At 62.9% G+C, this 26,197-nt stretch carries 23 protein-coding genes; 10 read left to right on the top strand and 13 right to left on the bottom strand.

Translation table 11 applies throughout. The features are described from left to right. The first annotated feature begins 81 nt into the window (after window positions 1-81). Together WDB91_RS14865 and WDB91_RS14860 are read left to right on the top strand one after the other, a co-directional pair. Window positions 82-1,041, top strand: coding sequence for a DMT family transporter (locus tag WDB91_RS14865; protein ID WP_339114980.1), 960 nt, complete (start codon window positions 82-84; stop codon window positions 1,039-1,041). Window positions 1,042-1,114: 73 nt separating this feature from the next. Beyond that, the gene (locus tag WDB91_RS14860; protein ID WP_339114979.1) at window positions 1,115-1,891 is read left to right on the top strand and encodes a sulfite exporter TauE/SafE family protein; all 777 of its coding nucleotides are present in this window, start codon (window positions 1,115-1,117) and stop codon (window positions 1,889-1,891) included. A 113-nt stretch (window positions 1,892-2,004) separates the two neighbouring features. Here WDB91_RS14860 and WDB91_RS14855 read toward each other — a convergent pair whose 3' ends face one another. After that, window positions 2,005-3,411, bottom strand: a complete 1,407-nt coding sequence (locus tag WDB91_RS14855) for an amidase (protein WP_339114978.1) — start codon at window positions 3,409-3,411, stop codon at window positions 2,005-2,007. Next, window positions 3,411-3,656 carry a hypothetical protein gene (locus WDB91_RS14850; RefSeq protein WP_339114977.1) on the bottom strand — a complete coding sequence of 82 codons (246 nt, stop codon included), beginning with the start codon at window positions 3,654-3,656 and terminating at the stop codon, window positions 3,411-3,413. Before WDB91_RS14850 ends, WDB91_RS14855 begins: the two co-directional genes overlap by 1 nt. A 497-nt stretch (window positions 3,657-4,153) precedes the next feature. Between WDB91_RS14850 and WDB91_RS14845 the strand changes: the two genes are divergently transcribed. From WDB91_RS14845 to WDB91_RS14825, 5 genes are all read left to right on the top strand, one after another. Further along, window positions 4,154-5,707 carry an ABC transporter substrate-binding protein gene (locus tag WDB91_RS14845; protein ID WP_339115103.1) on the top strand — a complete coding sequence of 518 codons (1,554 nt, stop codon included), beginning with the start codon at window positions 4,154-4,156 and terminating at the stop codon, window positions 5,705-5,707. A 78-nt stretch (window positions 5,708-5,785) separates the two neighbouring features. Beyond that, on the top strand, window positions 5,786-6,739 hold the full coding sequence (locus tag WDB91_RS14840; RefSeq protein WP_339114976.1) for an ABC transporter permease: 954 nt from the start codon (window positions 5,786-5,788) through the stop codon (window positions 6,737-6,739). Window positions 6,740-6,742: 3 nt separating this feature from the next. Further along, a complete protein-coding gene (locus WDB91_RS14835; protein ID WP_339114975.1) occupies window positions 6,743-7,630 on the top strand; it encodes an ABC transporter permease in 888 nt (295 codons plus the stop codon). Continuing rightward, window positions 7,617-8,690, top strand: coding sequence for an ABC transporter ATP-binding protein (locus tag WDB91_RS14830; RefSeq protein WP_339114974.1), 1,074 nt, complete (start codon window positions 7,617-7,619; stop codon window positions 8,688-8,690). Before WDB91_RS14835 ends, WDB91_RS14830 begins: the two co-directional genes overlap by 14 nt. Beyond that, on the top strand, window positions 8,687-9,682 hold the full coding sequence (locus WDB91_RS14825; protein WP_339114973.1) for an ABC transporter ATP-binding protein: 996 nt from the start codon (window positions 8,687-8,689) through the stop codon (window positions 9,680-9,682). Before WDB91_RS14830 ends, WDB91_RS14825 begins: the two co-directional genes overlap by 4 nt. Here WDB91_RS14825 and WDB91_RS14820 read toward each other — a convergent pair. From WDB91_RS14820 to WDB91_RS14790, 7 genes are all read right to left on the bottom strand, one after another. Then, a complete protein-coding gene (locus WDB91_RS14820) occupies window positions 9,668-10,324 on the bottom strand; it encodes an aspartate/glutamate racemase family protein (protein ID WP_339114972.1) in 657 nt (218 codons plus the stop codon). The genes WDB91_RS14825 and WDB91_RS14820 overlap by 15 nt on opposite strands. Window positions 10,325-10,385: 61 nt before the next feature. Continuing rightward, entirely contained in the window at window positions 10,386-10,961 is a 576-nt protein-coding gene (locus tag WDB91_RS14815) for a 3,4-dihydroxy-2-butanone-4-phosphate synthase (RefSeq protein ID WP_339114971.1), read from the bottom strand. Beyond that, complete coding sequence (locus WDB91_RS14810; RefSeq protein ID WP_339114970.1) at window positions 10,958-11,491, bottom strand: flavin reductase; 534 nt, start codon at window positions 11,489-11,491, stop codon at window positions 10,958-10,960. Before WDB91_RS14810 ends, WDB91_RS14815 begins: the two co-directional genes overlap by 4 nt. Window positions 11,492-11,526: 35 nt before the next feature. Next, window positions 11,527-12,816: an amidase gene (locus WDB91_RS14805; RefSeq protein ID WP_339114969.1), complete on the bottom strand. Its 1,290-nt coding sequence runs from the start codon at window positions 12,814-12,816 to the stop codon at window positions 11,527-11,529. 122 nt (window positions 12,817-12,938) lie between these two features. Beyond that, window positions 12,939-13,862 carry a LysR substrate-binding domain-containing protein gene (locus WDB91_RS14800; RefSeq protein ID WP_339114968.1) on the bottom strand — a complete coding sequence of 308 codons (924 nt, stop codon included), beginning with the start codon at window positions 13,860-13,862 and terminating at the stop codon, window positions 12,939-12,941. Between the two features lie 443 nt (window positions 13,863-14,305). Next, the gene (locus tag WDB91_RS14795; protein ID WP_339114967.1) at window positions 14,306-15,658 is read right to left on the bottom strand and encodes an amidase; all 1,353 of its coding nucleotides are present in this window, start codon (window positions 15,656-15,658) and stop codon (window positions 14,306-14,308) included. After that, window positions 15,655-15,834 carry a hypothetical protein gene (locus WDB91_RS14790; RefSeq protein WP_339114966.1) on the bottom strand — a complete coding sequence of 60 codons (180 nt, stop codon included), beginning with the start codon at window positions 15,832-15,834 and terminating at the stop codon, window positions 15,655-15,657. Before WDB91_RS14790 ends, WDB91_RS14795 begins: the two co-directional genes overlap by 4 nt. A 114-nt stretch (window positions 15,835-15,948) precedes the next feature. On the opposite strand from WDB91_RS14790, the gene WDB91_RS14785 reads away from it, so the two are divergent. The 3 genes from WDB91_RS14785 to WDB91_RS14775 all read left to right on the top strand — a co-directional run bounded on the left by WDB91_RS14785 (window position 15,949) and on the right by WDB91_RS14775 (window position 21,020). Next, a complete protein-coding gene (locus WDB91_RS14785; protein WP_339114965.1) occupies window positions 15,949-16,686 on the top strand; it encodes a GntR family transcriptional regulator in 738 nt (245 codons plus the stop codon). A 152-nt stretch (window positions 16,687-16,838) separates the two neighbouring features. Then, window positions 16,839-17,921 carry a pyrimidine utilization protein A gene (gene rutA, locus WDB91_RS14780; protein WP_339114964.1) on the top strand — a complete coding sequence of 361 codons (1,083 nt, stop codon included), beginning with the start codon at window positions 16,839-16,841 and terminating at the stop codon, window positions 17,919-17,921. Between the two features lie 834 nt (window positions 17,922-18,755). After that, complete coding sequence (locus WDB91_RS14775; RefSeq protein WP_339114963.1) at window positions 18,756-21,020, top strand: methyl-accepting chemotaxis protein; 2,265 nt, start codon at window positions 18,756-18,758, stop codon at window positions 21,018-21,020. 41 nt (window positions 21,021-21,061) lie between these two features. Here the strand turns inward: WDB91_RS14775 and WDB91_RS14770 are convergent, their stop codons facing one another. The 4 genes from WDB91_RS14770 to WDB91_RS14755 all read right to left on the bottom strand — a co-directional run bounded on the left by WDB91_RS14770 (window position 21,062) and on the right by WDB91_RS14755 (window position 26,017). Further along, the gene (locus WDB91_RS14770; protein WP_339114962.1) at window positions 21,062-22,495 is read right to left on the bottom strand and encodes a DUF6880 family protein; all 1,434 of its coding nucleotides are present in this window, start codon (window positions 22,493-22,495) and stop codon (window positions 21,062-21,064) included. A 151-nt stretch (window positions 22,496-22,646) separates the two neighbouring features. Beyond that, entirely contained in the window at window positions 22,647-22,958 is a 312-nt protein-coding gene (locus WDB91_RS14765; RefSeq protein ID WP_339114961.1) for an ETC complex I subunit, read from the bottom strand. 96 nt (window positions 22,959-23,054) lie between these two features. Next, window positions 23,055-24,374 carry a sigma-54 dependent transcriptional regulator gene (locus WDB91_RS14760; protein ID WP_339114960.1) on the bottom strand — a complete coding sequence of 440 codons (1,320 nt, stop codon included), beginning with the start codon at window positions 24,372-24,374 and terminating at the stop codon, window positions 23,055-23,057. After that, entirely contained in the window at window positions 24,371-26,017 is a 1,647-nt protein-coding gene (locus WDB91_RS14755) for an ATP-binding protein (RefSeq protein ID WP_339114959.1), read from the bottom strand. The genes WDB91_RS14760 and WDB91_RS14755 overlap by 4 nt, the downstream gene beginning before the upstream one ends. Window positions 26,018-26,197: the final 180 nt, after the last annotated feature.

Raw genomic sequence — 26,197 nt, 5'->3', positions numbered from 1 at the left:
CGCAAAATCCGAAAACAAAGACGCATTTCACCGCGCGGGTTCCGCAAGAATGGGGGCAGACAGATCCATTCGAGACACAGCATGCTTACCCTCGCCGCTCCCCGGTTTTTCCACACCCATCCGATGGCCCGCACCGGCACCGTTCTGTCGGTGATGGTGCTTTTATGGGGGCTCAGCTGGCCCGCCACCCAGATCGCGCTGATGCAGATTCCGCCGCTCTGGCTGGCCGCGTTCCGGTTCGGCTCGGCGGCATTGTGCCTGTTTGCCTTCGTCGCGCTGAAAGGCGGGCTGAAACTGCCCGCACGCGCCGATCTTCCGATCGTGCTCAGCATGGGGCTCTTACAGATGACCACCTTCACCGGTCTGGGCATGATCGCGATGACGGTCACCGACACAAGCCATGCGGTGCTTCTGGCCTATACAACCCCGCTCTGGACGCTGCTTCTGGGTTGGGCAGCCTTTGGCCAGCGTCCCGACCGCGGGCAGATGCTGGCGCTTGCGCTGGGGCTTTTCGGGATCGCGCTGGTCTGCTCGCCACTCGAGACCGATTGGAGCCAGCCCGGTGCCTTTATGGGCGCGGGCTTCCTGCTGGTCGGAGCCGTCGCATGGTCGGGGGTCATCTTGCATGTGAAACGCCACAAATGGCAGGGCTCTGCCCTGTCGCTCGCGCCATGGCAGATGGCGCTGGCCACGCTGTGCCTCGGCGGGGCGGCCCTCATGATCGAAGGTCCTTCCTCCCGCATCCACTGGAGCGGTGAACTGGCTGCTATGCTGGTCTTCATCGGCCCTGTCGCCACCTCGCTCTGCTTTGTGGTCGCCGCCGAATATGGGCGCCGGATCTCGGCGTTCGCGATGTCGAATTTCACGCTGGGCGTGCCGCTGATCGGGATCGCGGCATCGGTGCTCCTCCTGTCAAACCATCTGTCGGGCATCTTCCTCGCGGGGCTTACGATGGTTTTTTGCGGCATGGCGCTGGCCGCCCGCACCGCAGGACGCAGCGGCTCTTCTCACCCCCCTGTGATGGACCGATGCAAAAGCTAGGTGACAATGTCACCGTCTCCGGTCATGCCTTTGCCTATTGAGGAGAAAACGCCATAGCCGGAGCGAGTTACCCATGTATGACCTATTCCATTATGCGCTTGGAGGGCTGTCGGGCGCGCTGGTCGGACTTGTGCTGGGCCTTGTAGGCGGCGGCGGCTCGATCCTTGCCGTGCCATTGATGGTCTATGTGGCGGGCGTCGCGAACCCGCATGTGGCGATCGGCACCTCGGCATTGGCGGTGGCGGTGAGCTCCGCAGCCAATCTGGCTCTCCATGCCCGTGCCCATACCGTCAAATGGCGCTGCGGTATGATCTATGCAGGCGCGGGGATTCTGGGCGCGTTCGGCGGATCGAGTTTCGGCAAATCCGTCAACGGCCACCAGCTTCTTTTTCTCTTCGCGCTGGTGATGATCGTGGTGGGTGTGTTGATGCTGAAAAACCGCAAGGCCGAGGGCCTGGCCGGTGCCCAATGCGGGCGACACAATGTGGCCAAGGTCGCGGGATACGGTCTGGGCACTGGCGCGTTTTCCGGCATTTTCGGGATCGGCGGCGGCTTTCTGATCGTTCCGGGGCTGATGGCCGCAACCCAGATGCCGGTGATCAATGCGGTCGGCACGAGCCTCGTGGCGGTGACCGCCTTCGGTCTGACCACGGCGCTCAATTACGCGGCATCCGGACTTGTTGCATGGGGGATCGCAGCCACCTTCATCGCGGGCGGCGTCATCGGGGGGCTGGCAGGCACCGGCCTTGCGCGCAGGTTATCGGGCAAGGGCGCGCTGACATCGGTCTTCGCGTCCCTGATTTTCGTGGTGGCAGCCTATATGCTTTACGAAAGCTGGAGCTCGTTCTGAGCCAAAGGCGCAAACAATTTACTGCCGTCCTGAAGCCGCCCCTCAGGCGTTGCCGGGTCCGGTCTTGATGTGGCCGGTATCTGGATCACGATGCAGCGGTGCGCGCCGCCCCCTCAATAAGCGGGACGTTTGGCAACCCAGCCTGCCATCTGCTCATAAGCATGGCCGATCCGCAGGAGCATCGCCTCGTCGAAAGGCCGCCCCACGAATTGGGCCGAAAGCGGCAATCCGTTTGCACCAAAGCCCGCAGGCAGCACAAGCGCGGGATGGCCCGTGCCGTTGAAAGCACTGGTCAGCGGAGCCTGTTTGCGCCACGGCAGGTCATCGACCTCCGCGACAAGAGGCGCAGGCCCGCCCATCGGCGAACACAGGATCGCATCCGCGCCGGTGAGCACCTTGGTCACCTCGGCGCTCAGGATCGGGCGCAGCCGCTGGGCGGTGACATAGTGACCGCCGGTGGCAAAGGCGCCCATCATCAACCGCTCGCGGGTGGTGCGGCCATACTCCTCGGGACGCTCGCGCAGATCCTTGCCATGGATCGACACGCCTTCGGCCTGAATGATCGCCCATGTCATCGCATCCAGAAGCTCGCGTTCGGGCAGGCTGACCTCGATGATCCGCGCGCCAAGTGCCTCGAGCACGGCCTCCACCGCGTCAAGCGCCGCCATTTGTTCCGGTCCCACACCGGCCAGCGCGTCGAATTCGCGGGCACGACCGATGGTCAGCCCTTTCAGATCGCCCGACAGACCGGCGCTGTAATCGGGCACCGGCTGGCGGCTCGAGGCCGCATCATTTGCGTCGTGGCCCGCAAGCGCCTGCATTGCAAGCGCGCAATCGGCCACGGTGCGGGTCAGCGGGCCGGCATGGTCCATACTGAACGACAGCGGCACGATCCCGCGCCGCGAGAGGCGGCCATAGGTGGGCTTCAGCCCCACGATCCCGTTGCAGGCCGCAGGCAGCCGGATCGAGCCGCCGGTATCGGTGCCCATCGCGAGGCCCACCATGCCCGAGGCCACCGCAACCCCCGAGCCCGAGGACGAGCCACCCGCAAAATGCCCGGTATTCCAGGCATTCTTCGCATTGGGGAAAGGCAGCAGATCGGTCGGACCGCCACGCGCGAATTCATGGGTCGAGAGCTTGCCCAGAAACACCATACCTGCCGCATCAAGCCGGTCGGCGGCATCACTATTCTCTTCCGCCATATGATCGAGACGCAGTTTGGAATGTGCGGTCGTGCGCATCCCCGCCACATCGTAGATATCCTTGAGCGCATAGGGGATGCCGGTCAGCGGCCCCGCCTCGCCCCGCGCGATCCGCAGATCGGCATTGAGAGCTGCGGCCCGGGCGCGCGGCTCGGCCAGCGCGATGAAGGCATGCAGCTTGGAGTCCAGCGCCCCGATCCGGCCAAGCGCTTGCTCCAGCAGCTCGACCGCCGAGATCCGGCGCGCCTGCAGATCGGCCGAGGCCTGCGTGAGATCGGGCATCGCCTCGGGAAGCCGCGTCAGGGTGGTGTTGGTCATTATGCCTTCTCCACGGATGCGACCACAGGTGCAGGCGTCCAGACGGGGCCCGGTTCGAGGTGCTGCGGAAGGGCGGCATCGAGGCGGGCCATCAGCGCGCGATAGGCTTTGAAGCTTTCGAACATCACGGCGTCCCGCTCGGGCTCGATGACAAACTTATGGAGCGCGAGGGCTGTTTCATACTCACGCCGCAGAGCCTCATCTCGGGACATATCTTCGGGTGGGGGAGCGGCAGTCTGGGGCATTGTCTATCCTTCTGGGAGCCTGACAGACTGGGGGACTGACAGGAAAGCGCATCTGCGCCCCCCACCCTCTCGTGGTGAACCTGCTGATACAAATGAGAAAATCTCATCCTTGCAAGAACCCTGATTGTAGCGGTGCCAGATGTCGAGCGCAAAGTGGATTCGCGCTTTTCCCGCATGATGATGACTTAAAATTAATCGTTTGATCAAATCCATGCGTAAGCAACAGGCAGCTGAAGGCTATCCCGCGTTTTGGCCGCTCCATCCCTTCCCGCCCGATCACAAGCCCGCTTAGCGTGCTTGCAGAAGGTCAGCCCAATTGACCCGCCCCATCCGGTCCGCGCCGCGCGCATCCGGCAATCAAAGAAGCCACGCTTCGATCGGGCACTATCGGCCCGTCAACAGAGAGGAAGATTCCCTTGCTTAAACGTCGTTCCCTTTTGAAACTCGCCGGTTCCGCGCTGGCGCTTTCTGCCGTGGCGCCCTGGACCGGAGCCGTTATGGCCCAGACGGCAGGCGGTGGCGGGACGCTGCGCATCGGGATGACGGCGGCGGATATTCCGCTGACCACCGGCCAGACCGATCAGGGCGGCGAAGGCATGCGCTTCATGGGCTATACGGTCTATGATGCACTGATCAACTGGGACCTGACCTCGGCCGACAAGCCCTCGGGCCTGATCCCGGGTCTGGCGACCGAATGGACGACCGACGATACCGACAAGACCAAATGGACCTTCAAGCTGCGCGAGGGCGTGAAATTCCATGACGGGTCCGAGTTCAACGCCGATGCGGTCGTGTGGAACCTCGACAAGCTTCTGGATAGCGAGTGCGCGCAATATGATCCGCGCCAATCGGCACAGGGCAAATCGCGGATTCCGGCTGTTGCGAGCTATAAGGTCATCGACCCGATGACGGTGGAGATCACCACCAAGGAACCCGACGCGACCCTGCCCTACCAGCTGGCATGGATCGTCTATTCGTCGCCCGCAAACTGGGAAGCGCAGGGCAAGGACTGGGAAAAGGTCGCCTATCAGCCCTCGGGCACGGGCCCGTGGAAGCTGGCAAGTTTCGCGCCCCGCGAACGCGCCGAGCTGGTGCCGAACCCCGATTACTGGGACAATACCCGCATGGCCCAGCTCGATAAGCTGATCCTGATCCCGCTGCCCGAGCCGAATGCCCGCTCGGCGGCGCTGATGTCGGGGCAGGTCGACTGGATCGAGGCGCCCTCGCCCGACACGATCCCCGCGATGCAGGCCAATGGTTTCACCGTTTCCTCGAACGCCTACCCGCATAACTGGACATGGCACCTCTCGCGCCTCGAGAACAGCCCGTGGAACGATATCCGTGTGCGCAAGGCCGCCAACCTCGCCATCGACCGCGCAGGGCTGAAGCAGCTTCTGGGTGGGCTGATGATCGAGGCCAAGGGCTTCCTGCCGCCCTCCTCGCAATGGTTCGGCAACCCGACCTTCGAGGTGAAATACGACCCCGAGGCGGCCAAGGCGCTCCTGAAAGAGGCGGGCTTCGATGACACCAACCGCGTGAAGCTGAAGGCGCTGATCTCGCCCTCGGGCTCGGGCCAGATGCTGCCCTTGCCGATGAACGAATATATGCAGCAGAACCTCGCGGATGTGGGGATCGATGTCGAGTTTGTCGTGGTCGAGTGGAACCAGATGATCAACCTGTGGCGGGCGGGTGCTGCCGATCCGGGCTGTCAGGGAGCGCAGTCGATCAATTTCAGCTATTTCACCCAAGACCCCTTCACCGGTCTGATCCGTCACCTGTCCTCGGCACTGATCGCGCCCAACGGCACCAATTGGGGCCATTATAGCGACCCCGAGATGGATGCGCTCTTCTCCGAGATCCGCACCACCTTCGACAGTGCCGCGCAGGATGATGTGCTGCGCAAGACGCATGAGAAATTCGTCAACGAGGCGCTGTTCCTGATGGTGGCCCATGATGTGGCCCCCCGCGCGATGAAACCCACGGTGACGGGCTTCGTGCAGGCGCAGAACTGGTTCCAGAACTTCTCCAGCATCACCATGAAATCGGCCTGACCGATGCCGCGCCCCTGCGGGGGCGCGGCACTGCCTTTGCGTGTTTTGCCAAGGCTTTCCTAATGAAAGACCCCAGCCATGTTCAGCTATATCCTCCGCAGGCTTTTGCTTGTGATCCCCGTGGCCTTCGGTGTGTCGGTGATCTGTTTCCTTCTGGTGCAGATCGCGCCGGGTGACCCGCTGACCTCGATCATGCCGGCAGAGGCCACAGCCGAGGAACAGGCCGCGATGCGCGCTGCCTATGGGCTCGATAAGCCGCTTCCGGTGCAATATGCGATCTGGGCGGCGAAGCTGGTGCATGGTGATATGGGCAATTCCATCGCCTCAGGACGGCCCGTGGCCTCCGAGGTCTTCGGCGCGGTGAAGAACTCGCTCCTGCTGGCGGTTGCGGCGGCGATCATCGCCTTTCCCATCGGCACAATTCTGGGCTTCACGGCGGGTTATTTCCGCGACACTTGGGTGGACCGGCTGGTGACGGGGGTCGCGATTGCCGGTGTCTCGGTGCCCAATTACTGGCTGGGGATCGTGCTGGTGATCATCTTCTCGGTCACGCTGGGCTGGCTGCCGGCAATTGGCGCAGGCCCCGGGGGCTCGCAGCACTGGGCGTGGGATTTCGAGCATATCCGCTATCTTATCCTGCCCGCCATCACGCTCTCGGTGGTGCCGATCGGGATCATCGCACGCACCATCCGCGCGCTCGCCGGTGACATCCTGTCGATGGAATTCGTGCAGGCGCTCTATGCCAAGGGGATGAGCCGTGGCGATGTGCTGTGCCATGTGGCGCGCAATGCCGCCGCCACCGCGCTCTCGGTGATGGGCCTGCAGATCGCGCAGCTCTTGGGCGGCTCGATCCTGATCGAGACTGTCTTCAACTGGCCGGGCTCGGGGTTCCTTCTGTCAAACGCGATCTTCCAGCAGGATCTGCCGCTGTTGCAGGGCACCATCCTTGTACTGGCGATGTTCTTCGTGATTTCAAACCTTGTGGTGGATGTGGCGCAGGCCGCGATCGACCCGCGTATCAAAAGGGGCTGATCCATGAGCCTTGCCGAAAGCGCCTCCGATATCGCCCCCGTCTCCACCAAGGGCAATGGCTACTGGGCGGGCGTGCTGCGCCGCCTGCGCCGTGATCCCGTATCCGTCGTCTGCCTCGCCGTCATTCTGGCGCTGATCCTCGCGGCAGTGCTTGCGCCATGGCTGGGGCTGCAGGATCCGTATAAAGGTTCGATGATCGCACGCCTCAAACCCATCGGCACCGAGGGCCATCTGCTTGGCACCGACGAACAGGGCCGCGATATGCTGGCACGCCTGATCTATGGCGGACGGCTCTCGCTGTTCATGGGGCTGGTGCCGGTGGTGCTGGCCTTCTTCATAGGTGGCGCTCTGGGGGTGACCGCAGGCTATGCGGGCGGGCGCGTGAACACCGCCATCATGCGGGTGGTCGATGTGTTCTTTGCCTTCCCCTCGGTGCTCTTGGCCATCGCCATCTCGGGCTCGCTGGGCGCGGGCGTGACAAACAGCCTCGTCTCGCTCACCATCGTTTTCATCCCGCCGATCACCCGTGTGGCCGAAGCGGTGACCTCCGGTGTGCGCTCGCTCGACTATATCGATGCGGCCCGCGCCACGGGCGCCAGCGCGCTCACCGTGATCCGCGTGCATGTGCTGGGCAATGTGCTCTCGCCAATCTTCGTCTACGCAACCTCGCTGACCAGCGTCTGCATGATCCTCGCGGCGGGGCTGTCGTTCCTCGGGATCGGGGTAAAGCCGCCGCAGGCCGAATGGGGGCTGATGCTGAACACGCTCCGCTCGGCCATCTATATCAACCCGTGGCTCTCGGCCCTGCCCGGCGTCATGATCTTTGTGACCTCGCTCTGCCTGAACCTGCTGAGCGACGGGCTAAGGAGTGCGATGAATGTCCGTGATTGATTTCGTAGAAAACACGGGCACCGACCCGCATGCCCTACCCGACCGTGGCGGTCCGCAACAGGCGCTGATGACGGTGAAGGACCTGCGCAAGCATTTCCCGATCAAGGGCGGCGTGCTCGGCCGGACCCAAGCCCATGTGCAAGCCGTCGATGGCGTCTCCTTCGAGGTCCGCAAGGGCGAGACGCTGGGCATCGTGGGCGAATCCGGTTGCGGCAAATCCACCACTGCGCGGCTCCTGATCGGCCTCACGCCCAAGGACGCGGGCGAGATCACCTTCGATGGCGATGGCCTTGGCGAAGGGCTATCGCTGCGCGATCTGCGGCGCGGGGTGCAGATGGTGTTCCAGGACAGCTATGCCTCGCTCAATCCGCGCATGACGATTGCCGATAGCGTGGCTTTCGGTGCGCGTCAGGCGGGGATCAAGGACCCGATGTCCAAGGCGCAGGAGATGATGCACCGTGTGGGGCTCGACCCTGCGCGCTTTGCCGGTCGCTATCCGCATGAACTGTCGGGCGGGCAGCGCCAGCGGGTGAATATCGCGCGGGCCTTGGCGATGGCCCCGCGTCTGGTGATCCTCGACGAGGCGGTCTCGGCGCTCGACAAATCGGTCGAGGCGCAGGTGCTCAACCTCCTTTCGGATCTGCGGCGCGATCTGGGCCTGACCTATATTTTCATCAGCCATGACCTCAATGTGGTGCGCTATATCTCGGACCGCGTCCTGGTGATGTATCTGGGCGAGGTGGTCGAGGTGGCGCCGGTGGACCGGCTCTATACCAATCAGGCCCATCCCTATACGCGCTCGCTGTTTTCCGCGATGCCCTCGATGGATCCCGAAAACCGCACCGAGGCCCCGCCCCTTGCGGGCGATCCGCCCAATCCGATCAACCCGCCCTCGGGCTGCCGCTTCCATACGCGCTGCGCCTTTGCCGAGACGATCTGCGCGAAAAAGGTGCCCGCGCTGGCACCGATGAAAGACGCGCCCGACCATCTGGCCGCCTGCCATCTGCTGGATGTGCATTCGGGCCATTCGAAAGCCGGCACATGGGAGGCTGCGGAATGAAGGATCTTGCGGACAAGACCGCGCTTGTGGATATCGAGACGCTGAATGTGCGCTTCAGGACCGACAGGACCATCCATGCGATCACCGATCTCAGCTTACGGCTCGAACAGGGGGAGACGCTGGCGCTTTTGGGGGAATCCGGATCGGGAAAATCGGTGACGCTGCGCACGCTCTTGCAGCTTCTGCCGCCCAAGCGGACCCAGATCGAGGGCGGGATCTCGGTCAACGGGCAGGATGTGGGCGCGCTGAAGGGCCGTGCGCTGCAAGCCTTCCGCGGGCAGGATGTGTCGATGATCTTCCAGGACCCCGGCCTGGCGCTGGACCCCGTTTACACAGTGGGCGTGCAGATCGCCGAGGCCGTGCGCCGCCACAAGAAAGTATCCAAACCCGAGGCGCGCGAGATCGCGCTCGATATGCTCAAGCGCGTGCGCATCCCCTCGCCCGAGCGGCGGATGTCGAACTACCCTCATGAGCTGTCGGGGGGGATGCGCCAGCGGGTGATGATCGCGCTGGCACTGGCCTGCCGCCCCAAACTGCTTCTGGCCGACGAGCCCACCACGGCGCTCGATGCCACGGTGCAGATCCAGATCCTGCTGCTGTTGCGCGAATTGCAGCGCGATTTCGATATGGGCGTGATTTTCGTGACCCATGATATCGGCGTGGCGGTCGAGGTCAGCGAGCGGATCGCGGTGATGTATGCGGGCGAGATCGTCGAGGAAGGCACGACGCTCGAGGTCATCAAGAACCCGCGCCATCCCTATACCCAAGGTCTGCTGGCGGCCAATCTGCATGATGTGGAAAAGGGCACGCGGCTCCATGCCATTCCGGGGGCACCGCCCGCGCTCGAGGCGCGGCCCTCGGCCTGCTCCTTCGCGCCGCGCTGTCCGCATGCGCGCGCCGAATGCCATGCCGCGCGTCCGCCGGTCGTGGAGCTCGGCCCCCGCAGACGCGTGGCCTGTGTGCTGGCAGACGGCGGTCTAGCCGCCTGCTAGCAGGCGGACCATGTGGCGGATGGCAGCGGGGATCGGGGCAATGATCGGCAGCCCCGTCTCGGCCTCCAGCCGCTGCGCCACCTGCGCCAAGGGTCCGCCGCCTATGATGACCGCCTCCGCGCCCTTTGCCGCCTCCGCCTCGGCCGCGCGTTTGAGGGCCTCAAAAAGCGCCTGCGGATCGGCGGTCAGAACAAAGGGATCGCCTCCGGTATAGCTGATCCCGCTCAGCTGCGCGGCCCTTCCCGAGGCGGCAACCCGCGCACGGATGGCCGCATCGAGCGCGGGCGTTGTGGTGGCAATCCCGAAACGCCGTCCGTCACGCCCCGCCTCCAGAAAACTCGCCTCGCCGATCCCCGTAACGGGGCCATCATGCTGCGCGCGGAGCCTGTCCATTGCCGGATCACCAAAGGCCGAGACGATGATCCCCGCACGGGGCGGCAACGCCTCGGCCATCGCCAGAACCTGTGCCTCGCAGGCGGTGAGGGTCTCCGGCGTGGTCAGCATCGCGGGGCCGGTGCTGGCCGTGCGTCCCTCGAGGGCAATCGCCCGATCCCCGAGCATCCCCTGCCCGATATGAACCATCCGGGCCGTTGTGACAGTCGAGCTGTTGGGGTTGATCATCACAACAAGCGGCTTGTCCATGAGGGCGCTCCGGAAGGGGTTTCGGCCAGCAGCCTAGCCGCCCGAAACCCCGCATGCCAGATCACATGAGGTCGCTTGCAGCAATAATCTCGGCGTCGAGATCCGCAGCCAGCGCGGCTACGGTCTCGGGCCCAGCATCGCGCCCCTTACTATCGAGGATCGTGCAGATCACGCCCAAGTGCGCGAGCCCCGCATCACCCAGAAGACGGAGCGCGATATCGGCCTGCCCGTCCGCGCAGCCATTGGGCACCTGCGGGAAGACATGGCCCGGGCTGACCACCGCATCGGGCGCGCCGGTTGTGGCCGCCGCAATCGTGCAGGCACGGTCCTTGGCCGAGATGCCCGTGGAGATCCCGATAGTCGCCTCGATCGACTGGGTATAGAGCGGCGCGTTGCGGCCCCCGCGTTGGGGCTGCAGCTCCAGCCCCAGACCCTGCGCATGCCCGAGCGGCATCACCATACCCACAAGGCCACGCGCATCGCGGGCCATGATGTTGATCCAGTTTGCATCGGCGTCATGCGCGGCAATCAGCACGAAGGCCCCGCCCTGACAGCCGGTGACGATCACGGGGCGCGAGGCGGCCAATGCACGAGTGGCAGCGAGCCCTGCAGGGGCGGGAGGTGCGGTGATAATCATGCGCTCAACTCGTGGAATTTGCGCCCGAAATAGGCGGAAGCGGGAGAGGTTGCATCCGAGCGCGCCTCGACGACCTGACAGAAGATCACCTCATGGGTGCCCACCACCTGCCGGGCGGAGACCTTGCAATCGAAGGTCGCGACTGTCTCGTCGAGGACCGGCGCGCCGGTCCTGGCACTCTTGCGCCATGCCACATCGGCAAAGCGCTCCTGCATCGGGGTCTTGCCGCCGAAGAGCATGGCGATCTCGGCATGTTTCGGGCCGACCGTGTTGACGCAGATACTGTCGTTTTGCAGGAAGGCGGGGGCGGCCGAGCTGGAGCGGTTCACGCAGACCAGAAGCGTCGGCGGCTCGTCGGTCACCGAACAGACGGCGGTCGCGGTGAAGCCTGCGCGCCCTCCGGGACCATCGGTGGTGACGATATTGACCGCCCCCACAAGGCAGGACATCCCGTCACGGAAGGATTGCTTGTCGGCCAGCTCGATGATCGGCAGGTCGGTTGCGGCTGGACTATCGGCCAAATCGGACATTACGGTTCTTTCTGTCTTATGTCTTCGGGAGGGGTTTAGGAAAAGGCGAGATCGGCCTGGAACACTTCGGTCGCCAGTCTGGCGATGTTCAGCAGACGGCGGTCGGTATAGCGCTGGCCGATGAAGGAGATGCCAAGTGGCAGGCCGGCGGGAGATTGCAGACCGGGCACCGACACGACCGGCACATGCAGGAGCGTCCAGAAGGAATTCATGATGGCATCACCGGTATGCGCCTGCCCGAGGGGCGGCTCGCCGGTGGCGGAGGGGGCGATGACCGCATCGAACCCGTCCATGATCTCGTCAAAGACGGCGCGGGCGGTATCGGCCTCGGTATAGGCGCGGCGCAGCTCGGCGGCAGTCAGCCCGCCACGGGTCGCGACCATCGTGCGGAACTGCTCGTGCAGCGCCTCGCCCTGCGCCATCGCCTCGTTGAGGAAAGACGTGCTACCCTCGCGCGCGAGAATCTTGCCATGGGTCGCGGGAAGCGTGTCGAAACTGCGCGGCAGCTCGAAGGAGATCACCTCCGCCCCTTCCAGCCGTAACCGCTTGGCCGCCTCGTCCAATGCCTCGCGCATGGGCGCGTCGACCCTGTCCCAGACGGGTGTCCTGCACAGGCCGATCCGTAGTCCGCTGAGGCTGGAGACGGGCGGTGCGGGGTCGAGGCGGTAAACCTCGGCCAGCGCCTCCAGATCCTCGGCATGGCGGGCGTAGAAACCGACCGTGTCGAGCGTGACCGAGAACTGCTTCAGCCCCTCGCGAGAGATGGCATGCCACGAGGGCTTCCAGCCCCAGACCCCGCAATAGGAGGCGGGCCGGATGGTCGAGCCGCCGGTCTGTGTGCCGATGGCCACCGAACAGAACCCTGCCGCAACCGCCGCGGCCGACCCCGAGGACGAGCCACCCGGAGAACGCGCGGGATCGCGCGGATCACGGGTCTTGCCGCCGCGGGCGGTGGCGGCGAATTCGGTGGTGACCGTCTTGCCGAGAATCAGCGCGCCCGCCTGCCGGAGCACATCGACGCAAGGCGCATCCCACCCCGTCCGCACTCCTTCGTAGCGGGCATTGGCAAAGCCCGTGGGCATATCCTTCGTGGCAATCACATCCTTCACAGCGACCGTCAGGCCGCTCAACGGACCTTTGGGCGCGCCATCCAGCCGGTCCGCCTCGCGCCGGATATCGGCGGGTGACAGATGTGAGAATGCCCCGATCCGCGGCTCGCCCAGCGAGATCAGATCAAGACAATCCTCGGCGATATCGCGGATCAGACGCGATCCGCTTGCCACATCTTCGGTTACGGTCATCAGGCTCAACGGGTCTCGGGACATGGGACATTTCCTCCAAAGCGTGGAGCCAGTGAACCACGTCGGGCACGGTATGCGGGAACGACCATTTGTCAGCGCTGGCCTGAAATATTCTTCAACACGTCCCTCTCCCTTGATCTGGGTGATCAGAGCGCATGCACCATCCGGCTGCTGGACACCGCCTCGACGATCCAGTCGCGAAACTGGCGCATGGCGTCGTTCTGCGTGGTCTTCCACGAGGAGAGCAGATAATAGGGACTGCGCTCGGGATAGCATTCCGCCGCCATGACCAGCTCGCCATTATCGATGAACTGCTCGACCAGAAGCGAGCGGCCCAGCAACAATCCCACACCCGCGCGGGCCGCCTCGATCGCGGTGCCTGCCTGATTGAAGCGGGGGCCATTCATCACATCGGGTCGCTGGATGCCGTATTCCTCGAGATAGCGCGACCAGTCGGGATAGTTCCCCTCATACCCCAGATGCGAGCGGTCCACATGGATCAGCGGTGCATTGGCCAGAAGCTTTGCCGGATCATTGCCATAGCGGCGCGCCAATTCGGGCGTGCAGACAGGCAGGTTCTCTTCTTCCATCAGCGGCTCGATCTTCCAGTCGAGATGGCTCTGCCAGTTGCAGATCCGCAGGTCCGAGTCCTGCGTCTCGGCTTCCTTGCGGCTGATGAAGGTATGAAGGCACAAATCGACCTCGGGAACACTTTCAATGAACTTGCGCAATCGTGGCATCAGCCAGAAGGAGGCAAACGAGGTCGAGGCCCCCACTGTCAACCGCGCATGGAGGTTTTCCTGCGTTCCCCCGAGGGTGCGCACGGAATCGTCGATCAGATCCAGCGCCTGCGAGATCTTGGACAATGTCGCGCTCGACTCGCTCGTGAGATAGATCCGGCTATTTCTGCGCAAGAACAGTTCGGTCTGTAGGAAATCCTCCAGCAGCTTGATCTGGTGACTGACCGCAGTGGGGGTTACGCAAAGTTCCTCGGCCGCCTTAGCCACCGATGCATGACGCGCAACGGCTTCGAAGGCACGGATCGCATTGAGTGGAACTCTTTTGCGCATGATCGGATCCTTTAATGAGCATCGGTTTCAAATCTTTTCCCATCAAATATCTGTGCATATGTCCGCACAATAAGAACAACCGTATATTGTCGACAAAATATAGTTGGCCGCGTAATTACGCAGTTTTTCAGGTGTAGCGGCTCAATTCAGGGCAGAGTCAGCTTTGCCTACACGCGGTTTCCATCGGCCGCAGCATGTTTCGGGGGTCTGTTGCATCGGGTGATATCGGCACTCTTGAACCCGAGGCCTTAAAGCGCCGCTACATCGCTTTTTCCGGTCAAACCCGACACTCACGGCGACACTCTTCCTAGTCTCCGCTCCCCGCGCGCCGCATAGAAGTTCTCGCATCGATGGACGGAAGGGTCCATGACCAGAGATCAGCAGGAGCAAAATACGATGGCCCCGCGAGAGACGGTCTGCGGGGCCATCAAAGACACTCTGTATTATGCGCGCACTGTTTCTACCTGCTGACCAAGATCGGCGATCAGATCCTCGGACCATGCAGGTCCTACGATCTGCACCGAATAAGGGAGGCCCTCGGCCTCATGGCCCGGCAGGCTGAGCGCGGGCAGCCCCAGAAGATTGAGCGGGCGGGTGTATTTTCCCATAGACCCGATCAGCGAGGCCATTTTCGGATCGGCGCTGATATTGACCGCATCGGCCATGGGCGGCAGGCCGATAAGTGTCGGCAGAATGAACAGATCAACCTTACCGAATACCTCTTGGTTCACCTGCTGCTGCGCCTTCAGCCGGATCTGCATCGCCCGGACATAGGCATAGCCCGGCATCGCCTCGGCCTGCAGAAGCCGCGAGCGGACTTGCGGGCCGTAGCGCTCCGCGGCGACGGCCAGACGGTCGGCATGGACGGCGGCTGCCTCCGACATCGCAATCACATTGGACGCCTCCCCCAGCGTATCAAGGAGTGAGAGATCGAGGTCCACGATCCCATGCCCAAGATCCTGCAGGAGCGCTTTCAACCGGCGCAAGCCCTCGGCCATCTCTGGTGCGATCCCCGCCGTATAGGCACTGGCATCAAACCCGATCCGCAGCTTTTGCGGGCTGCGGGCATAGGCGCGGGGCGCGGGCCGGTCCGCGCAGACCGGATCGATCCCGTCGGCGCCCGAAATGATTGACAGCACAAGACGCGCCTCGGCGACACTTGCGGCCAGTGGTCCCACGCAATCGAGCGTATAGCTGAGCGGCATCACCCCGGTCACCGGCACGCGGCCCTTGGTGGGTTTGAAGCCCACCACCCCGCAACAAGCCGCAGGCAGACGGATCGAGCCGCCCGTATCGGAGCCCAAAGCCGCGCGCACGAGGCCCGCGGCAATCGCCGCTCCCGACCCCGAGGACGAGCCGCCCGGCACGGCCCCCGGAATACGCGGGTTGCGCGCCACACCCCAATGAGCGTTCTGCCCCGTGGGCGACATGGCGAATTCCGACATCGTGAGCCGTCCCAGATCGACTTGGCCCGCCGCATCGAGCCGCGCCAGAACGGTCGAAGTGCCTGTCGCCGCACGCGCCGCATCGGGATGGGCGCCAAAGCCTGTCACCTGCCCCGCACGGTCGAACATATCCTTATGCGCCAGCGTCACACCATGCAGCGGCCCCATGGCCTGCCCCCTTGCCGCGAGCACATCACAAGTCCGCGCCTGCGCGAGGGCGGCCTCGGGCTCGGTGCGCACGAAGATTGTGTCTTCGGTCTGCGCGAGTTTCAGGGCGGCTCGGGTAACCGCTTCCGCATCACCGGCCTCGAGCCGTGCGCCCATCTGCTGCGCGATTGTCTGCGCGGTCATAGCGCCCCCCCTTGCGGATCCACCGCGACCAGAGCGGTCTGAGCACCCTCGGGCTGCTGGCGGATCAGCGGGTGGTCCATAACCCCCTGCCGGAGCCTTTCGCGCTCGATATCCTGAAGCGCCTGCTCCTCTGGCGAGGCTGGGCGGCCGATCAATTGCAGATTTGGGGATGGCATGAAAGCTCCGCTTATATGACACTGGTCCGACAGAAGAGGATGGCAGGTCTATTGACCCTGCCGATTGTCCGTACTTATGAAGATTATTTTTGGCATCGGGGTCAAGGGGAAGAGATGGCGCTGAAATTCGAGGAAACCGCACCGCTCTATCAGCAGCTCGCACGGCATCTGCACGGCGAAATCAGCGCCGGCACCTATCCGGTGGGCTCGCTCCTGCCGACAGAAACCGAACTGGCGGCAGGTTTCGGGGTGTCGCGCCAGACCGTACGTCAGGCGATCGGCGAGCTACGCCAGCGCGGGCTTCTATCGGCGCGCAAGGGCGTGGGCACCCGGGTCGAGGAGCCGCCCTCCGACTGGCGCGCACGATTCTCTGCGAACTCGCGTGCCGAGCTCTTCGACTTTGCGCGCGAAACGATCTGGCAGATTTCCGAACGCGCCGAGGTCACCGCGCGCGGAGCCTTAGCCACCGAGATGGGGGTGCGTTCGGGGAAGAGGTTCTATCATATTGCAGGCAAAAGATATAATCAGGGCGAGGAGACGGTCCTGTGCTATAACGAGGCCTATATCTCGCCCAGCCACAAACCGGTCCTCGACGGTCATGACAGCCTCAATATCGCGCTTTTCACCCTGATCGAGGCTGCGGGTGGCGACCGTGTAAAAGAGATCCGGCAGGATATCCGCGCGGTGCCTATGAGCGAGGAGATCGCCACCCATCTGGGTTATCCGGCGGGCAGCTATTGCGTGAAGATGACGCGGCGCTATTACGGCTCGGGGCGCAGGCTTCTGGAATATGCGGTGCAATATTATCCGGCCGAGAAATTCTCCTATTCCTCGACGCTGTCCTCGACCTGAACGGGGCGCATGGGGGCCGGCCTGCGCTCCATCGCAGGCCTGTTATCCGGGTGGCTGAGTTTTTTGAACCGAGCCCCTCAAAATTATGCTTTAGTCAAGAGCGCCTCCTCCTGCCAAGGTACGGACAAAGTCATACCAACAGGAGAATTTCCATGGATATCGGCGTCTTCACCCCGATCAACAACAATGGCTGGCTCATCTCGAAGACCTCGCCGCAATACATGCCCAGCTTCGAGCTGAACAAGCAGATCGTGCAGAAGGCCGAAAGCTATGGCTTCGATTTTGCCCTGTCGATGATCAAGCTGCGCGGGTTCGGCGGCGAGAGCGAGTTCTGGGATCACGGTCTGGAAAGCTTCACGCTGATGGCGGGGCTTGCCGCCGTGACCACCAAGATCAAGCTCTTCGCCTCCTCCGCCATCCTGACCCTGCCGCCAGCGATCGTGGCGCGCATGGCCAGCACCGTCGATTCCATCGCGCCGGGCCGGTTCGGGATCAATATCGTGACCGGCTGGGCGCCGTCGGAATATACCCAGATGGGGATCTGGCCGGGCAACGAGTATTTCGGCTACCGCTATGACTATGCGACCGAATATGTGAAGGTCCTGAAAGAGCTGTGGGAAACCGGCTCCTCCGATTTCAAGGGCGAGTATTTCACCATGGACGATTGTAAGATGTCGCCGGCCCCCTCGGCCCCGATAGAGATTGTGGCCGCAGGCCAGTCGCCGCGCGGGATGGAGTTCTCGTCGAACTACACCAACTATTCCTTCGTGAACGGCCTTGGCATCAATACGCCCAAAGCCTTTGCCCCCACCTGCGAGCGCCTGTTGGAAGCCGCCGAGAAGACCGGCCGCGATGTCGGGGCCTATATCCTGATGATGGTGATCTCGGACGAGACCGACGAGAAGGCCATGGCCAAATGGAAGCTCTATCATGATGGCGCCGATATGGAGGCGCTGGCCTATATGGGCGTCGAGGGCGCCAAGGACAGCTTCGCCGGCGAGAACTCGACCGCCGCGCATATCAACCTCCCCGAGGGGGCGGTGAACTTCAATATGGGCACGATCGTGGGCTCCTATGAAAGCTGTGCGCGGATGCTCGACGAGGCGGCCTCGGTGCCGGGTGTGAAAGGGCTGATGCTGACCTTCGATGATTTCCTCGAGGGGCTCGATATGTTCGGCCAGAAGATCCAGCCGCTGATGGAATGCCGACAGGACGTTCTGGAAGCTGCTGAATAAAGCACTGATATAAATACATTTTCTCTATTGGTCTGTCGTATTCGCCATGGCGGGATATCATCACGCAGGCGATTGACCGAAATCGGACCGGACCAAAACGACCGCATATATTTCTATGCGGTCGTTTTCATATTTGCGCCCGGTTTCGTTGTATAGATTTTTCGAAATATCATTATGGGACTGCATCAGCGTGGTGACGTGTAATCTAAAAAACAACGCTGGTGGAAGGAACTCGAGCAGACGGATGCTGGGCGCGTAACAGACCACCCTGCCGCTATCAGGCTACGGAACCAGAACGGTGCGGTCGCGCCAAATCGGCCTGTATCGCCCTGAGTGAACGGATATGTGGAGAGCGTCAACGCCAGATCATGTAGGGAATTGCACGATGGAAAGGTCTGCTAGTCGCGCCTAGGAAGGTTCAGATCCCGAGCTGAACGCTGACGCCAGCATTGCAATACGGTCCACTTGCGCAGTTCTCCGCGATACCGTGCTCCAGCGCCGGAAAGCATCGTGCCCTTAGACCAACGACCGCCATGCACTGACTTTCAAACCGGACCACTCAAGTGAGACGGATCACGACCGCGACCCCAACCTCGCTCCAAAGGGTCGGGATCGCGCGGTGCTGGAAGCACGCTTGCCGCTTCCGACAAAAATCTCTGTCCGAACCGCCTTTCGGGAAACGATATCTTCAGGGTTTTTGTGGAATTTACGAAGGTAACCTTGAGGTGTTCCATGGCGCAGTCAAAAATTTCCAACCAACTCAAGTTGGGCTTCGGTGTTTTTCTCGGCATCACCCTTTTAAGTGGTGCCTTTACAATATGGCAGGTCGACCATATGTCGACCGTCGGCGATCAGATCGGCGAGCGACTTGCGCAGGAAATCGAGGCTGCAATGCTGCTCGAACAGACGATCGCCCAAGCCAATCTGGACCTCGAGGAGTATATTTCTAACGGGGACGATACCTTCAGATCCGAAATGGAAACAATGTTCGCTCATGCGGATAAACTCCTTCATGCCCTGATAAACGGAGGCGAGATCGACGGATTGTCGCTGCCCGCTCCCAATGCGCCCGAACTCCTTTCAGACATGTCATCGATGGAAGGCAGCCTGAAGGTCCTGCAGGCAAAGGCTCTGGAACGCATCGAGGGAGCAGCCCAACGGCAAGGGGCCGGATCGGGGGCTGATGAAACATTCGACGCCCTCTTCGACGGGATTACCGAGAAATTCTCCACTCTGGCCAGTTCTCCCGCAACCCAGTCCACCGAGATGCAGAACACACTCGGTCAGGCACTGTTTCTTGTCACGCTTGGCCACCTGAAGGTAGAAGAAATTCTCGGCGGAGATACCGGAGAGGATTTTTCGCTCGCCGTCGCCAACATATCCCGTGCCGCGCAACTCGTCGACGATCTGCCTTTGTCTGGCAGCAAGGCGGACCTCGTGTCGGAACTGACGGCCTTCGCGCAGATAGCCGACGAACGCTATGATACCGCAGCGAAGGTCGCCGCCGAAAGTCTTGCCGACTACCAGGATTTCGATCAGGCCTTCCGCGCGTTCCAGACAAGCGCCGATGCGCTCGTGGAAAACCTAAATATCGAAATGTCGCGCGGATTGTCCCAATTCTCCTCCGTCAAATCGACCTCGTTTACCGTCGTTCTCTGCGCGGCCCTTCTGCAGCTGGCCTTTGCGCTTGCCGCCTTTACGCTGGTGAAACGCCGTTTCGTCAACCGGTTGGAAGATGTCACGGGCAGCATCCAGAAGCTCTCCGGCGGGGATCTCGAGGCCCCTCTCCCCGAATGGCATAGCCGCAACGAGCTGGGTGAATTGCGCGACGCATTGAGCGAGTTCCGCGATATTCTCGAACGTCAGAAACAAACGGAAGTCAATGCGCGCGCCGCCGAGTTGCGCGAACTCGAACAGCGCGAGCAATTGGCCCGTCAGGAGCGGGACCGGATTTCACAGGACGCCCAAAAGGCGCGCGCCCAGCAGCTCGAGGCCGAGGAACAGGCGAGATCGGACAAGATCGTTGCGGAAGAGATCGGGCGGGTGGTCGAGGCCTGTGCCGCTGGCGATTTCTCGCATCGCATCGATCTTTCGGGAAAAGACGGACTTCTGGCCGAGATCTGCAACGGCCTGAACCGCGTCGGTCAGGCTGCGGGGGAAGGTCTCGGAGCGGTCTCGGCAGCCCTCGAACATCTCGCAGAGCGGGATCTGAGTTACCGGATGCCCGATAATTTCAAAGGGATCTTCAAGGATATCGCCACGGCCGTCGATAGAACGAATGACACATTGCGCGACGCCCTGTCCGGTATCGCCATGGCCTCGGGTTCCGTCGACACCGCAGCGCGCGAAATCGCCTCGACCGCGGATGATCTTGCCCGCCGTACCGAGCGTAGTGCGGCCATGCTGGAGCAGACCTCTGCGGCGCTGGAAGAGATGTCGGCCACCGTCAAGCAATCAGCCTCCTCGACCTCCGAGGCTGGCCGCACGATCGGGACCATCTCCGATAAGGCGCAGCATGGAAGCCGCGTCGTCACCAAGACGGTCGAGGCGATGGGCGAGATCCAGAAATCGTCCTCCCAAATCGCCCGTGTGCTTCAGGTGATAGACGATATCGCCTTCCAGACAAATCTTCTGGCTCTGAATGCCGGGGTCGAAGCCGCGCGCGCGGGGGATGCCGGCCGTGGTTTTGCGGTGGTCGCGTCAGAAGTACGGGGCCTGGCCCAACGGTCTTCCGACGCTGCACGCGAGATCGCGGAGATTGTCGAACTGTCGGATAGCAATGTCCGTCAGGGCGTGCAGATGGTTGACGCCTCCGGAAATGCGCTGTCCGAGATCGTCGAAGGTATTATGACCGTCGCGGAAATGATCCGCACGATAGCCCAGTCGGCCTCGGAATTGGCGAGCGGCATTCAGGAAATTACAACCGCCACGTCCGAACTGGACCGGACCACACAACAAAATGCAGCCCTCTTCGAGGAGACCAATGCCGCAGTCGCGTCACTTCAGATCGAAGCGCAAGGTCTCGCCGAGGCGATGTCATCCTTCAACGTATCCGTCGAACCGTCGCGCCAGAACGCTCCAAGCAGACTGGCCAGTTAACGCAGCTGATCGGTTCGATCTGAGTTTGAGCACGAAACCTGTCAGTTTCTTCTTTTCGAGGCTGCAAGGTGGGCATGGGTGTCCTCTAGCGCCTGCAGGTAGGCGGCGTGCGAGAGGTGCGGACGATAGTCGCTGATGCGGGTGTCGGCCTCGGCACAGCTTTGGAGGTGGCGGGCGGCGTGGCCGTAGCGGCCCTTGCGCTGCTGGGTGAGTGCAAAATCGATCAGGGCGCGCCAGAGGAGCGCCGCCTGAAGCGGGTGGTTTGGAGCCAGTTCCTCTGCCAGCGGCGTCAGGATCTCGTAGACATTTCCATTCAGTTCAGCGTAGCGGGCGTCGATCAGCTGGCGGGCCAGCTGTAGATCCTGCGTGGTATGGCAAAACCACAGCGCCTTGGTCATCGAAGGATAGGCCAGCACGATTGCGCGGGCAGTATCCTCCGCATCGATATCCTCGAAATCCGGCAACAGTTTCAGATGATGGCGCAGCGCATCGGGACAGAGCCGCGCTTCGAACCGCGCCCAAAGAGCCTCACGCAGCTCCGCCTTGCGCCCGAGCGCCGAGAGGCAGGCGAAATGCGCATCATCGAGCTCGCGCGGGTCGTGCCAGTCGGACCGCTGATCAGGTTTCTGCGCGGCGAGGGCAGTGCGGATCAGCGCGAGGGCCTCCTCGGCGCGGCCTGCATCCAAGAGACGGGTCGCGGCATCGGGGGCAATGGTGTGGTAGGCCAACTGTTCGGGCGTGTATTTGGCCATCCAGCCATCGACATCGCCCTGCTGATCGGCCACGTCCTGCAGGATGCGTTCCAGCGTGCTGCTACGATACTGACGGGCGCGGCTTTCGCGTTCGGACGGGCGGCCATAATCATAGTGGGCAAGGTCGCTGGCGGCGATCGGCGCTTCAAAAGCGGCAGTGGCTTTGTCCTTCAGCGCGGCCAGCCCCTCTGGGCCAAGTGCGGGCGCGAGGACCTCGATCGCGCGATCAAAAGCGCCGTAACCATCTGCAAGCGTGGCCTCAAGGATCTGCTCGGCCAGCGTGTCGGAGGTAAGCGTCAGGTGCGGGGCGATCTCACCAATCGCCTGCATCGCCGCGCGCATCGTGTCGCCGATGGTCCCCCAGCTGTCATCGGTGCGCTCATGGATGCCTTCGGCCAGATGAAGTTGCGTCCAGAGCAGGTCAAAAGCCAAGCCAGGCGCTGTGGGCGCGATGCGGGTCTCGATCAGCTGAATGGCCTCGGTCAACTCCTGCGCCAGCTTTTTCTGCGAGGGGCGGTTCAGGAAGCCTTTCGCCCGCCGGATCGCGGCAAAGCGCTTGCGGATATCGGCGGAAACCGTCTCGGGCCCCTCATCGGCCGCTAAGGCCATCCGCACCCTGCGCTGCCGCGCGGCATCCCCCTTCACCGCCTCAAGGAGTAGATCGGCCAGCACCTCGGCCCCGAGCGCGGTCAGATTGGCTTTATTGAGGGGCTTGCTGGCCATGAAATACGCCCTTGGGTCTAAGAGATCGGCTTAGCCTAGCCGACAGCGAAGGGAAATCAACATATAGAAAAGGCGCCCATTGGGCGCCCTATATATAGATCTCGGGAAAACTTAGCCTGCTTCGGGAAAAACTCAGGTTAGTTTTACACCCTCAATGCGTCCAGTTCCCGCGGCGATCCGAGGAGAAATTGTCGCCATAGCCACGGGCGCGGACGTTGGCGGCGCGTTTGTGGGGCTCGGTCACGGTGTAATCCAGCCCCTTCTCCTTGGCATAAGCCTCGGCTTCCTCGCGGGTGTCAAAGCGGAGGCGGACCTGCGATTGCGTGTCCGAAGAGCTCGTCCAGCCCATCAGCGGATCGATATCGCGCGCGCCCTCATGGGTGAAATCCAGATACCACTGCTTGGTTTTGGCCACACCCGATTGCATCGCCGTCTTAGCGGGTTGGTAGATACGTGCGCGCATGAACGTCCTCCGATTAGCTCTGTCTCGTCTTAGACCATCACCACGAAATCGCAAGAGATTCCGGTCAGAAATTGCGACATTCCGTCACAGCGCCGCTCAGCGGAAATCACTGCTGCGGATGCCATGTTTTGCCAGTTTATCGTAAAATGTCTTACGGGGAAGTTGCAAACGCGCCATGGCGGCGGTGGCATTGCCACTTTCCGCGCGCAAGGCATTGCGTAGCAACGCCGCCTCGTAGCGCGTCACCATATCCGAAAGCGAGGCCTGTGGCGCGGTCCGGGCATCGGGACGACCATCGAGCCCCAGACTGAAGGTTTCGGCGAATTGTTCCAGCTCGCGCAGGTTTCCGGGCCAGTCATGGGCATCGAGATGGGCCTGATCGACCTCGGTCAGGGGCGGCACCACCCCGCCCCGCCGCGCGGCTGCCCGCGCCACGAAATGCCTGAAGAGCGGGCCGATATCCTCGCGCCGCGCGCGCAAAGGCGGCAGGGTTAAGCTCAGGCCACCCAAGCGGTAATAGAGATCGTCGCGGAACCGCCCCGCCGCCACCTCGGCTCCCAGATCGATGCGGGTGCCCGCGATCACCCAGAGATCGACGGGACGCGGCGAGGTCGCCCCCACCGGCCAGAGCTGCCCCGTCTCGATGACCTCCAGCACCCGCGCCTGCATCTCGGGGCTCAGCGCCTCGATCCCGCCCAGATAGAGAAGCCCGCGCGAGGCGCTCTCGATGCGGCCCGTGGCACGGATATGCGATCCCGATCCGCCGACAGAGCCAAAGAATTCGGCATCGAACCGCTCGGGCGAGAGGGCCGCACAATTCACCGCCACAAAGGGCCGCGTGCGGCGCGCGCTGGCGGCATGGATATGGCGCGCCAGCCGTTCCTTGCCGACACCCGCCTCCCCCAGAAACAGCGCGTTCATCCCCGATGCCGCGATATGCTGGGCAGTCTCGCGCAGATGGCGCATCGCGGGACTGTCGCCGATCAGACCGGGGGCAAGACCACTTTCATCGCGCGCCGCCCGCAGCTCGCGGTTCTCCAGCACCAGTCGGCGCGCCGCCAGCGCACGGTGCAATGTCGCCTCGAGTGTCGCGCGGCTCACCGGTTTGGTCAGGAAATCATAGACCCCGTCGCGCAGCGCCCCCACGGCCATCTCCACATCGCCATGGCCGGTGATCAGGATCACCGGCAGCTCGGGGTCGATCCCGCGCATCCGGCGCGCCAGCGTGATCCCGTCCATGTTGGGCATGCGTACATCCGACAGGATCACACCAGGCCAGTCGGCCGTGATTCCCTCGATGCCCGCAAGAGGGTCATCGAAGGCCTCCACATCGAAGCCCGCCATGCGCAGACCTTGTGCCTGTGCCGCCAGAAGGGCTGTATCATCCTCGATCAAGCGGATGGAACCGTGGCTCATAGGGCCTCCCATAGATTGAGATCGATCCGCCAGCGCGCGCCTGTCTGGCCCGCGCGCGGATCATAGGTCAACTCGCCCCCAAAATCGCGCAGGATGGACTGGCAGATCACCAGTCCCAGCCCCAACCCTTTGGGTTTGGTGGTCTGGAATGGCGTGAAGGGCGCACGGGCCACATCAGGGTCCAGCCCCGGTCCGTTATCGGCGATATAGAGCGAGATCGATCGGCCATGTGGCACAAGCTCGAGCCAGATCCGTCCATCGGACTGGCCCGAAAGTGCCTCCTGCGCGTTCTGCAACAGGTTCACCAAAACCTGCTCGAGCCGCACCGCCTCGGCGTCGATCATCAGTGTTTCGGGGATCGGCGGCGCATGGATTTCGGCCGCCTCGGAGGCGCGACGGCTGGCCGCGAGGCGCAGCGAGGCCTGCCACGCCTGCGCCAGCGAGACCGGTTCGCGGTTTCCGCGCGCCTTGCGCGCAAAGCCCCGCAGATCCGAGGTGATCGTGCCGATCCGCTGCGACATCTCCACGATCTGGCCCAGATTGCTGCGCAAAAGATCATGGTCCGCGCCTTCGGGGACCGCGTCCTGCCCGTATTCGGCGAGAAGGCGGATCGTCGAGAGCGGCTGATTGATCTCGTGGGCCACGCCTGCCGAGATCTGCCCCAGCGAGGCCAGCTTATTGGCCTGCACCAGCGCCGATTGCATGCCCGCCAGCTGCGCCTCGGCTTCCTCGCGCTCCCTGATCTGGCGGGTCAGCGCCAGTGTCCGCGCCTCGACATCACGCTCGAGCCGGTCGCGATAGAGCGCGGCCTCGACCTGACGGCGCCGGAGCGAGCGCCATGCCAGCCAGAGCGTGACCATCCCCAGTGCCGCAGCGCCGGTGACCGCCGCCGCCACACTGCGAACGGGCCAGATCGGCAGATGCAGCCAGAGCACCCAGTCCGAGCCCGGCACCGGCTCGGAGACCGTCACCGGCTGCGGCTCGGGCGAGGGCTGGAAGCGCAACGCGGGATCGGAGGTGACCGTCACGATCCCCTGACGGTTGCTGACCCATGCGGCATTCTCGCTACTGCGCCAGCCCGTCTCGAGCGTCTCGAAGGTCAGTTTGACCACCACCACCCCCAGCGGCCCTTCCGGCCCGTCGATGCGCCGCGACAGATAGAGCCCCGGCTGGTGCGAGACCGACCCCAGCGCATATTCACGCCCCTCTCCGGTCTCCAGCGCCTCGCGGATATAGCTGCGATACCCGTAGGACGTGCCCACGAAGGATTCCTCCTCGCGCCAGTTCGAGGCAGCAATCGCGCGGCCCTTGGCATCGGTCACATAGAGAACGGAGGCCCTGATATCGGCATTCAGCGCCTCGAGCCGCTGCGACAGGGCCTGCCAGTCGCCCGCATCGGCCCTCTCCTGCGTGGTGATGATCTCGGGATCGCTTGCCAGCACCGCCCCCACCGATTGCTGGCGCGCCAGCTCCGAGGCGATCGCCAGAACGCGCATATGGGCATCAACCTGCGCATCCGCCCTCAGCCGCCTCGACAGTTCGTAATCGCAGACCAGATAGACCAGCACGAGCCCGAGCACCACCGCCAGGGCCGCCAGCAACGCGCGACGCGAGGATTTGGGACGGGAAGCGGTCTGGGTCATGGGACGAGTCTGATCCGGAGGGGCTTGGGTTCAAGCTGTTTCACTTTCCGCATTATCGTAAATCAACCTGTGTGGAAAGCGAAACATATTTTCCCCGAGACTTTTACAAATATGACGGAAATATAGACAGTTAGCGAATTTTCAGCGAAATCGGGACTTCAATTTCGATCTAACTATGCT

Origin of the sequence: Thioclava sp. GXIMD2076 (assembly GCF_037949795.1) — a bacterium.
Classification (GTDB): Bacteria; Pseudomonadota; Alphaproteobacteria; order Rhodobacterales; family Rhodobacteraceae; genus Thioclava; species Thioclava kandeliae.
Note: the sequence above shows the minus strand (reverse complement) of the source record. Positions and strands in the feature narration are given on the sequence as shown.